At 68.6% G+C, this 271-nt stretch carries 1 protein-coding gene; it reads right to left on the bottom strand.

Annotated features, from left to right (window positions below; translation table 11 throughout):
* The coding region (locus C5F48_RS24680; RefSeq protein WP_181247804.1) for a relaxase domain-containing protein at positions 1-271 on the bottom strand (271 nt) is incomplete at both ends.

Below are 271 nucleotides of genomic sequence, written 5' to 3' on the forward strand. Positions count from 1 at the left end.
GCCGGAAGAGGCCGGCGATCATCTTGCCAGGAACCTGCTGCATCTCGCCATCGACCTCGCGCCGGGTGGTGACGAACCGCTCCTCCACATAGGCCATGGCCGACTTGACCGCCGCGTCGTGCGCCTCCGTCACCCGCTTGTCGCCGACCACCAGCGCCATGATCGAGACGGACTTGCTGGCCGAGAACGTCAGGTCGATGCCGGGGCGGTGCTGGCGCTCGCCGTCGACGTAGCGGCCAAGCGTCTGCCCTTCGGTCCAGGCGCCGTCCTT

It is taken from the genome of Cereibacter changlensis JA139 (genome assembly GCF_003034985.1).
GTDB lineage: Bacteria > Pseudomonadota > Alphaproteobacteria > Rhodobacterales > Rhodobacteraceae > Cereibacter > Cereibacter changlensis.